This window comes from Caballeronia sp. BR00000012568055, from assembly GCF_029439455.1.
In the GTDB taxonomy this organism is placed as follows: Bacteria; Pseudomonadota; Gammaproteobacteria; order Burkholderiales; family Burkholderiaceae; genus Caballeronia.
Genome location: NZ_JAQFVG010000316.1, coordinates 20,857 through 30,564 on the forward strand (window position 1 = coordinate 20,857; position 9,708 = coordinate 30,564).

The 9,708-nt window shown below is 60.4% G+C and carries 8 protein-coding genes; 7 read left to right on the forward strand and 1 reads right to left on the reverse strand.

The genetic code is table 11. From position 1 onward, the window contains the following. Positions 1-25: 25 nt before the first annotated feature. The 7 genes from P7F28_RS25090 to P7F28_RS25120 all read left to right on the forward strand — a co-directional run bounded on the left by P7F28_RS25090 (position 26) and on the right by P7F28_RS25120 (position 9,457). The gene (locus P7F28_RS25090) at positions 26-2,089 is read left to right on the forward strand and encodes an NADH:flavin oxidoreductase (protein ID WP_277187477.1); all 2,064 of its coding nucleotides are present in this window, start codon (positions 26-28) and stop codon (positions 2,087-2,089) included. Positions 2,090-2,104: 15 nt separating this feature from the next. Beyond that, a complete protein-coding gene (locus tag P7F28_RS25095; RefSeq protein ID WP_277187478.1) occupies positions 2,105-4,015 on the forward strand; it encodes a (Fe-S)-binding protein in 1,911 nt (636 codons plus the stop codon). A 4-nt stretch (positions 4,016-4,019) separates the two neighbouring features. Beyond that, complete coding sequence (locus P7F28_RS25100; RefSeq protein WP_277187479.1) at positions 4,020-5,177, forward strand: electron transfer flavoprotein subunit alpha/FixB family protein; 1,158 nt, start codon at positions 4,020-4,022, stop codon at positions 5,175-5,177. After that, positions 5,174-5,932 carry an electron transfer flavoprotein subunit beta/FixA family protein gene (locus tag P7F28_RS25105; protein WP_277187480.1) on the forward strand — a complete coding sequence of 253 codons (759 nt, stop codon included), beginning with the start codon at positions 5,174-5,176 and terminating at the stop codon, positions 5,930-5,932. The genes P7F28_RS25100 and P7F28_RS25105 overlap by 4 nt, the downstream gene beginning before the upstream one ends. A 39-nt stretch (positions 5,933-5,971) precedes the next feature. Next, positions 5,972-7,270, forward strand: coding sequence for an aromatic ring-hydroxylating dioxygenase subunit alpha (locus tag P7F28_RS25110; protein ID WP_277187481.1), 1,299 nt, complete (start codon positions 5,972-5,974; stop codon positions 7,268-7,270). Positions 7,271-7,291: 21 nt separating this feature from the next. After that, positions 7,292-8,500 carry an FAD-binding oxidoreductase gene (locus tag P7F28_RS25115; RefSeq protein ID WP_370467401.1) on the forward strand — a complete coding sequence of 403 codons (1,209 nt, stop codon included), beginning with the start codon at positions 7,292-7,294 and terminating at the stop codon, positions 8,498-8,500. A gap of 102 nt (positions 8,501-8,602) precedes the next feature. Beyond that, on the forward strand, positions 8,603-9,457 hold the full coding sequence (locus P7F28_RS25120; protein ID WP_277187482.1) for a glycine betaine ABC transporter substrate-binding protein: 855 nt from the start codon (positions 8,603-8,605) through the stop codon (positions 9,455-9,457). A gap of 17 nt (positions 9,458-9,474) precedes the next feature. Here P7F28_RS25120 and P7F28_RS25125 read toward each other — a convergent pair. Further along, positions 9,475-9,708, reverse strand: a 234-nt coding sequence (locus tag P7F28_RS25125) for a hypothetical protein (protein WP_277187483.1), incomplete at its 5' end; no start/stop codon positions are given.

The following is a 9,708-nucleotide window of genomic DNA, read 5'->3' on the forward strand; positions in this document are numbered from 1 at the left end:
AATATCCATTCCGAGGTCGATCGCGATGCGTTACCCGAACCTTTTCAAGCCACTTCAGCTGAACAAGCTCACGCTGCGCAATCGCATCGTCAGCACCGCGCACGCGGAGGTCTATGCCGAACCGGGCGGTCTGCCCGGCGATCGCTATATCCGTTATTACGAGGAGAAGGCGAAGGGCGGCGTGGGTCTGGCCGTGTGCGGCGGTTCGAGTCCCGTATCCGTCGATAGCCCGCAAGGCTGGTGGAAGTCGGTGAACCTGTCCACGGACAAGATCATCGACCCGCTCTCGCGTCTGGCCGAAGCCATGCATCGGCATGGCGCGTTCATCATGATTCAGGCCACGCATATGGGCCGCCGTTCCGCGTGGCATGGCGAGCACTGGCCGCATCTGATGTCGCCGTCGGGCGTGCGAGAACCGGTGCACCGCGGGAACGCGAAGATCATCGAAGTGGAAGAGATCAAGCGCATTATTCAGGACTTCGCAGCAGCCGCGAAGCGCGTGAAAGATGCCGGCATGGACGGCGTCGAAATCTCGGCGGCGCACCAGCATTTGATCGATCAGTTCTGGAGCCCGCGTACCAACTTCCGCACGGATGAATGGGGCGGTTCGCTGGAAAACCGTATGCGCTTCGGTACGGAAGTGCTGAAGGCCGTGCGTGAAGCGGTCGGCGCGGATTTCTGCGTCGGTTTGCGCATGTGCGGCGACGAGTTCCATGAAGACGGTCTGTCGCACGAGAATCTGAAAGAGATCGCTCAGGCCATGAGCGAAACCGGCCTGATCGATTACATCGGCGTGATCGGTTCGGGTGCGGATACGCACAACACGCTCGCCAACTGCATGCCGCCGATGGCGCTGCCGCCCGAGCCGTTCGTGCATCTGGCCGCGGGCATCAAGTCGGTGACGAAGTTGCCGATCATGCACGCACAAAGTATTCGCGATGCCGGTCAGGCCGAGCGTCTGCTGGCCAACGGCATGGTCGATCTGGTCGGCATGACGCGCGCGCAGATTGCCGACCCGCATATGGTCATCAAGATCCGCGATGGCCGTGAAGACGAGATCAAGCAATGCGTCGGCGCGAACTATTGCATCGATCGTCAGTACAACGGGCTGGATGTGCTGTGCGTGCAGAACGCGGCGACATCGCGTGAAGAAACCATGCCGCATGTGATCGAAAAGTCGCGTGGGCCGAAGCGCAAGGTCGTGGTCGTCGGCGCGGGGCCTGCTGGATTGGAAGCGGCACGCGTGGCGCGTTCGCGCGGTCACGATGTCGTGTTGTTCGAAAAGAACGATTACGTCGGCGGGCAGATCATGCTGGCCGCGAAAGCGCCGCAGCGCGAGCAGATGGCCGGCATCGTGCGCTGGTTCGATATGGAAACGAAGCGCCTCGGCGTGGATCGTCGTCTGGGCGTTGCTGCGGACGACAAGATGATCATGGCCGAGAAGCCGGATATCGTCGTGCTGGCGACGGGCGGTTCGTCGTTCACGGGACAAGTGCCCGCGTGGGGCGTGGCAGAAGGGCTCGCCGTGAGTTCGTGGGACATTCTCTCGGGCAAAGTCGAGCCGGGCAAGAACGTGCTCGTCTATGACGGCGTGAGCATGCACGCAGGCGCGGGCGTCGCGGATTTCATCGCTTCCCGTGGATCGAATGTCGAAATCGTCACGCCCGATGTGAAGGTCGCGGACGATACCGGCGGCACCACGTTCCCGATTTTCTACCGACGTCTGTATGCGCAAGGGGTTATCCATACTCCTAACTATTGGCTCGACAAGGTGTATGAGGAAGACGGCAAGAAGATCGCCGTGATCCGCAACGAGTACACCGAGGAACAGGAAGAACGCGCGGTCGATATGGTCGTGGTCGAAAACGGCATCACGCCGAACGACTCGCTCTACTGGAAGCTCAAGCCCGAGTCGATCAATCGCGGTCAGACGGACGTGCACTCGCTGTTCGCATCGCTGCCGCAGCCGGGACTGTCCGAAGAACTCGGCAACGGACGCTTCCTGCTGTTCCGCGTCGGCGATTGCATTTCGATGCACAACATCCACGGCGCGATCTATGACGCGCTGCGGCTGACGAAAGACTTCTGACGAGGGCATTGCACGATGAACCCCGTGTTTGTCATCACCGTGTTGTTGTGGCTGTCGATGGCCGGTCTCGCGTTTGCGGTGCTGCGTCGCGCATCGTACTGGCGCGAGGGCCGTGCGACGACGGCGGGCGCGTATGGCTGGGCCAATTTGCTGACCATCCCGAAGCGCTATTTCGTCGATCTTCACCATGTCGTGGCGCGCGATCCGTATATCGCCAAGACGCACGTTGCGACCGCTGGCGGCGCGATCCTGGCGATGGCGCTGGTCTTTCTCAACTACGGACTCGCGATCTATTCCGTGTGGCTGGATCGCGCGATCTTTCTGGCTGCGCTCATCATGCTGGTCGGTGCGGTGTTCGTGTGGAAGCGCCGCAATGCGAAGGATGTGCCCGCGCGTTTGTCGCGTGGTCCGTGGGATAGCCTGCCGTGGCTGCTCGGCTCGTTCGCGCTCGGCCTCGCCATGTTCATGTTGCTGCCGACGTCGTGGATGTCGGGATCGCTGGCGATCATCGTTGCGTTGTTGATCGCGGCGGGCGCGTACACCATGACCTTCGGCGCGGCGAAAGGCGGCCCGATGAAGCACGCGATGGCGGGTCTGCTGCATCTCGCGTTTCATCCGCGTCAGGAGCGCTTCAAAGATAAGACGGACAACGAAGTAGTTCCGCCAACCGCGTTGAAAAAACCCTTGCTCGATGCGAAGGAATACGGCGTCGGCAAGCCGGTCGAGTTTCGCTGGAATCAGCTTCTGAGCTTCGATGCCTGCGTTCAATGCGGCAAGTGCGAAGCGGCGTGTCCTGCGTTTGCATCGGGACAGCCATTGAATCCGAAGAAGCTGATTCAGGATCTGGTGGTTGGCATGGTCGGCGGATCGGACTCGCAATATGCGGGCAGTCCGACGCCGGGCATCGTCGTCGGCAAGCATTCGGGCGGACCGGGCAAGCCGCTGATCTCGCAGATGATCGAAGCCGATACGATCTGGTCCTGCACCACGTGCCGCGCCTGCGTGCAAGAGTGCCCGATGCTGATCGAACATGTCGATGCCATCGTTGATATGCGGCGCAATCAAACGCTGGTCGATGGCAACGTGCCGGGCAAAGGTCCGATCACGCTGGCGAATCTGCGTGAAACGGGCAGCCAGAATGGCTACGACATCGGCGCGCGATACGACTGGTCCGTGGACTTGCAAGTGCAGGTCGCGCAACCCGGCCGTCCCGTCGATGTGCTGCTGATCGCTGGCGAAGGCGCGTTCGATATGCGATACCAACGCACGCTGCGTGCATTCGTCAAAGTGCTGAATAAAGCTGGCATCGACTACGCCGTGCTCGGCGGCGCGGAAACCGACACGGGCGATACTGCGCGTCGTCTCGGCGATGAAGCCACGTTCCAGCAATGCGCATCGAAGCTGATGAACACGCTGTCGCAGTATCAGTTCCGCCGTATCGTCACGACGGACCCGCATGTGCTGCATAGCTTGCGCAATGAATATCGCGCGCTCGGCGGCTACTACGAAGTGCATCATCACTCGTCGTTCATGGCTGATCTGATGGAGGCCGGCAAGCTCACGCCGAAGGCCGCCGCCGTGCTCGCGGATAAAAAGATCACGTATCACGATCCGTGCTATCTCGGCCGCTACAACGGCGAAACCGAAGCGCCGCGCAAGCTGCTGAAGGCCATCGGCATCAAGGTGGTGGAGATGGAACGGCACGGCATGCGTGCGCGTTGCTGCGGCGGTGGCGGCGGTGCGCCGCTGACGGATATCCCCGGCAAGCAGCGTATTCCCGATATCCGTATCGCCGATGCGCGCACCATCGGTGCGGACGTAGTCGCGGTCGGTTGCCCGCAATGCACGGCGATGCTCGAAGGCGTGGTCGGCCCGCGTCCCGAAGTGCTCGATGTAGCCGAACTCGTTGCGGCAGCGTTGGAGTGAAGCGATGAATAACGACATCAAACGTATCGATCCGCGCAGGCCGTTTATCGTCACATCGGCGGGACTGAAGCGCATCACGCTTGGCGAGATTGGCAATGGCGTGACGCAGGATTTCGCACACGGCGGGCACAAGGATGCGGTGAAACCGCGCCGCACGACGAAGGCCGCTAGAAAAGCATTGCTCGTCGCGGCACATACGGATCGCGGATCGCTCGACGATCATTCGCGTCAGGCGCTTGCCGCCGCCGCGTTGCTTGCCGATGATGAAACCGAAGTCATCCTAATCGTTTTCGGCGAGTTCAAGGACGATGCCGCCGCGTTTGGCGCGGACCGCTATCTCGAACTGCCGCAGTTCGACCGCCGCAACTTCGCGCCCGATGAAGAAGTGCGTGCGTTGACCGCGTGCGTCTCCGCATTCGCGCCAGTGCATATCTTCATGCCCGACAGCGCAACCGGCGATGGCGATTTAGGCCGCCGTTACGCCGCGCGCGCCGATGCATCGATCGCTACGCAAGTGGTCGAACTCGATCACGCGCATGTGGCTTCGTATGCGCATGCGGGACGCGCAATGGCATCGCGCGAATTGCCTGATGTCGTGTTGCTCGCGGTGAATGCCGTGGAAGCGAAGTTGCCGTTCGTCGGCGCGGGCGATGCGATCACCGAAAGCATCGTGCCTGCAGAAAGAACCAGCGCGTACGTCGATCTCGGCATCGAAGAAATGGATGCGGCACAAGTGGCGCTGGAAGAGGCGGATTTCATCGTATCGGCGGGGAACGGTGTGTCGGATATTGCGGCGTTCGAATCGCTGGCTTCGACGCTGGGCGCTGCAATCGGCGCGAGCCGCGTTGCAGTGGACGATGGCAAATTCACGCGCGATAAACAGATCGGCGCGACCGGAAAAACGGTGGAAGCAAGCGTGTATATCGCGTTCGGCATTTCGGGCGCGGTGCAGCACTTGCAGGGCATCAAGGATTGCCGCCACGTGATCGCCGTGAATCTCGATGCCAGCGCGCCGATCGCCAAGCGCGCGAATCTGACTATCGTCGCGGATACGCACGAAACCATCAAAGCATTGTCCGATGCAGCCGCCGCAGCGCGTGCCGCGCGCGCGAATGGATCGATCGTGCAAAACACGCCGGTCATCGAAGGAGTCGCAGCATGAAGATCGCCGTACTCGTTTCGACCGGACGCCATCCCGTCAGCGGCACCGCGCGCTACAGCCGTAACGATGCCGCCGCGCTGACCATCGCCATCGACATTGCAAAAGCGCAGAACGCGCAACTCGATGTCCTGCACGCAGGCGATCCCGGCAATCCCGCGCTTCAGGAATATCTCGCGCTCGGCGCACCGAAAGTCGAAGTGCTCAACACGCAAGGCGAGGCCTGCGCGGCGCTGGCGCATCGGCTGGCGGGTTACGACCTCGTGTTCACCGGCACGCGCGCAGAAGGCGCATACGACAGCGGCACGCTGCCCTACAAACTCGCCGATGCAATGAACATCGCGATGGTCGGTTCCGCCGTCGATGTGAGCGTCTCGAAAGAAGGCGTGGAAGTGCGCCAGTTCATGCCGAAAGGTCTGCGCCGCCGCGTGCGTGCGCAATTGCCTGCACTGATCGCCGTGCATCCGCTTGCCAACGCCACGCCGCGCTACGCCTACGCACGCATGCGCGAAGGCCACGTCACGCCAGTCGCAGCAAACGCGCCGGTCGATCGCGAAAACGCGGCTTGGAGCATCGGCGCGATCACCGCCAAGCCGAAGAAACTCGCCGCGCCCGAAAAGCGCACCGGCCACGCGCGCATGCTCTCCGCGACGACCACGGAAAGCCGCGGCGGCAGCGTCGTAATTGAAGGAAGTTCTGTCGAAAAAGCACAAGTGATTCTGGCGTATTTGCGCGAGCATCAACTCGTCGATTACTGATTTTCCGCTCACATACACAGTTGTAACGAGGTGCACACGATGAAAGTTTCGGCAGACGTTCGCGCAATGATCGAACGCCGCAAAAAGGGCCATACGCTCGAGGCGCCGTTCTATACGAGCCCGGAAATTCACGCGCTCGATCTCGACGCGATTTTCCGTTCGACGTGGATTCAGGTCGCCATCGAGCCGGATATTCCCGAGCCGGGCGATTACACGACGGTCGAAATCGGCAACGATTCGATCCTGATCGTGCGCGACGACGATATGGAAATCCGCGCCTTCTACAACGTGTGCCGGCATCGCGGCGCGCGGCTGTGCAATCAGGAGAAGGGATCGCTCGGCAATATCGTGTGCCCGTACCATAGCTGGACCTACAACCTCAACGGCGACCTCATGTTCGCCGAGCATATGGGCGATCAGTTCGACCGCTGCAAGCACAGCCTGAAGAAAGTGCACGTCCAGAATCTCGCGGGCCTGATCTTCATCTGTCTCGCCGATGAACCGCCCGCCGATTTCGCCGTGTTGCGCGAGCAAATGGAGCCGTATCTGCTGCCGCATGGCCTGAAGGATACGAAGATCGCGGCGAGTATCGACATTATCGAAAAGGGCAATTGGAAGTTGACGATGGAGAACAATCGCGAGTGCTATCACTGCGTCGCGAACCATCCGGAACTGACCATTTCGCTCTATGAATACGGCTTCGGCTATCAGCGCTCGCCGGCCAACGAAGAAGGCATGGCCGCGTTCGAACGCACCGTCGAGGAGCGCACGAAACAGTGGGAAGCGATGTGCCTGCCGTCCGCTGAGATCGAGCATCTGAGCGATATGATCAGCGGCTTCCGCACGCAACGTCTGCCGCTCGACCGCGATGGCGAATCGCAGACGCTGGACGCGAAGGTGGCATCGAAAAAACTGTTGGGTGGCTTCGAGCGCGCGGACCTCGGCGGTCTGTCGTTCTGGACGCAGCCGAACTCGTGGCATCACTTTATGAGCGATCACATCGTGACGTTCTGCGTGATTCCGCTGGCATCGGGCGAGACGCTGGTGCGTACGAAATGGCTCGTGCACAAGGACGCGCGCGAAGGTATCGATTACGACGTCGATAACCTCACCGCCGTGTGGCGCGCCACGAACGATCAGGACCGCACGCTGGTCGAATATTCGCAACTGGGCGTCGCGAGCAACGCTTACGAGCCGGGTCCGTATTCGCCGTTCACGGAAGGACTCGTGGAGAAGTTCTGCGAGTGGTACATCAACCGTCTCGACGACTATGCGAACACGCCTGCGCACGGCGCGGATGCATCGCACGGTGAGAAGGTCGTCTCTTTCATGCGCTAAGCGCGGTAGCGGGAGCCAAAGATGATGCGCGATGAGGCCAAGTTCGAGCCGACCGACAGCCGCGTGACTCAGCCGCAGTTCTGGGGCACGCTGCCCGCGCGCTGGAATTGCGATACCGACGAAACCCTCGTCTGCTGTCACGTCCGGCAGGAAACGCATGACGTGAAAAGCTTTTTCTTCAAGGCGCCGGGCGAGCGTACGTTCGTCTTCGAGCCGGGACAGTTCATCACGCTGGAGCTCGAGATCAACGGCGAGCAGATTAACCGCTGCTACACGATCTCTTCGTCACCGACGCGGCCGCACACCATCTCCATTACGGTGAAGCGTGTGCCGGGCGGGCCGGTATCGAACTGGCTGCACGATAACCTCGTGCCGGGCGCGTCGGTGCGCGTGCTCGGGCCTGCGGGCGAATTCACGTGTGCGCGGCATCCGGCGCGAAAGTATCTGTTTCTGTCGGCGGGATCGGGTATTACGCCGCTGATGTCGATGAGCCGCGCGCATCACGAACTCGGCGAGGATGCGGATATCGTGTTCGTGCATAGCGCGCGCACGCCGGACGACATTATCTTTGCGCGTGAGCTGGATCTGATTGCATCGAATCAAAAGAACTTTCGGACTGCGTTTGTTTGTGAGCGCGTTGGAACGCGTACGAATTGGGCGGGCGTGACGGGCTTTTTGAGCTTGCCGCTGCTCAAGCTGATCGCGCCGGATTTCATGGAGCGGACCGTTTTTACGTGCGGTCCCGCGCCGTATATGAAGGCCGTGCGCGATCTGCTCGATGAAGGCGGATTCGATCGCAAGCAGTATCACGAAGAGAGCTTCTCGTTCGGCGTGGTCGAAGAGGTCGCCGCGCAATTGACGACGGCGCATGTCGCGCAGGCGCTGGAAACGAAGACCGATTTCGTCGAAGCGCGTGAAGAAGCGATTGGCTTCGATCCTGCTCCGGTTGCAGAACCCGCAGTCGAGCAAAAATTCAAGGTCAACTTCGCCAAGAGCCGGCGCGATATCGAATGCGGCAGCAGCGAACACGTACTCGATGCCGCTAAAAAGGCCGGCGTGCGTTTGCCATCGTCGTGCACGCAGGGCATGTGCGGCACGTGCAAGGTCAAACTCGTATCCGGCGAGGTGTCGATGAAACACGCGGGCGGCATCCGTCAGCGCGAAATCGATCAGGGCATGGTGCTGTTGTGTTGCAGCAAACCATTGACCGATCTGGTGGTAGACAAGTAAGCGTCGCTTCTGGACAACTGCATGTCGGAATTTCGCGTTACGCGGCATTTCTGGCTGGCGATTCTGATGTCACACGGCGTGGGGCCGCTAAGGGGAAACCAAATGAAATCGATGAAAAAAGTGCTCGTTTTAGGCGCGATGACCGCCGCGCTGGCAGCGAGCTTCGGGGCAAGCGCCGATGACAAACCGACCATAAAGATCGGCTATGTCGAAGGATGGGACGACAGCGTGGCGACGTCGAACGTGGCGGCGCGCGTGATCGAAAAGAAGCTGGGTTATCAGGTGCAACTCGTGCCGGTGGCTGCTGGCGTGATGTGGCAGGGCGTGGCGCGCGGCGATCTGGACGCGACGCTGTCCGCGTGGCTGCCAATTACGCACGGTGACTACTACAAGAACTTCAAGTCGAAGGTTGTCGATCTGGGTCCGAACTTTGAGGACGCGAAGATTGGTTTGATCGTGCCTGACTATGCGCCGGTGTCGAGCCTCACGGATCTCGAAGCGAAGAAGGCGGACTTCGATTCGCGCATTGTCGGTATTGATGCGGGCGCGGGTGTGATGCAGAAGACCAGCGAAGCCATCAAGGCCTATAACCTCGATTACAAGCTGCTGCCTTCTTCAGGCTCGGCGATGACGGCGGAACTGGCGCGGTCGGAGGCATCGAAGAAGCCGATTATTGTTACCGGCTGGAAGCCGCACTGGATGTTCGCTAAGTACAAGCTCAAGTTCCTTGAGGATCCGAAGAAGGTGTTCGGTGAGTCGGAGCATGTGGACAATATTATTAATCCCGAGCTTGAAAAGAAGGCACCTACCGTGGTTTCGTTCTTGAAGAAGTTTCAGTGGAAACCGGGTGAGATCGATAGTGTGATGCTTGCGACGCAAAACGGCGCTAAGCCGACCGCGGCGGCGGATGAGTGGATTTCTGCGCACGGGGATCGGGTGGATAGTTGGGTTAAGTGAGTTTTTTTGGGCTGCGGCTACTGTTTGTTGTGCTGTTTATGCAGTAGCCGCCCCCCCGGCGGGGGGGTAACTTTCTTTGCTGCTGCAAAGAAAGTCACCAAAGAAAGCAGCTTTTTCAACCAGGCACTGCACGTTGAAAGGGCAAGTGGATTAATGGTTTCTCTAGGTAACAATAGCTCGCCGCCACGGAGGCCTGCCCGGCCTGTCAGCGAATAGGTACGGTCTGGTTTGAGCACCTCTGTCTCCTTCGC

Bases quoted from the DNA above. Each gene is read 5' to 3' on its own strand.
- P7F28_RS25090 (WP_277187477.1), top strand. From the start codon at position 26: ATGCGTTACCCGAACCTTTTCAAGCCACTTCAGCTGAACAAGCTCACG.
- P7F28_RS25095 (WP_277187478.1), top strand. From the start codon at position 2,105: ATGAACCCCGTGTTTGTCATCACCGTGTTGTTGTGGCTGTCGATGGCC.
- P7F28_RS25100 (WP_277187479.1), top strand. From the start codon at position 4,020: ATGAATAACGACATCAAACGTATCGATCCGCGCAGGCCGTTTATCGTC.
- P7F28_RS25105 (WP_277187480.1), top strand. From the start codon at position 5,174: ATGAAGATCGCCGTACTCGTTTCGACCGGACGCCATCCCGTCAGCGGC.
- P7F28_RS25110 (WP_277187481.1), top strand. From the start codon at position 5,972: ATGAAAGTTTCGGCAGACGTTCGCGCAATGATCGAACGCCGCAAAAAG.
- P7F28_RS25115 (WP_370467401.1), top strand. From the start codon at position 7,292: ATGATGCGCGATGAGGCCAAGTTCGAGCCGACCGACAGCCGCGTGACT.
- P7F28_RS25120 (WP_277187482.1), top strand. From the start codon at position 8,603: ATGAAATCGATGAAAAAAGTGCTCGTTTTAGGCGCGATGACCGCCGCG.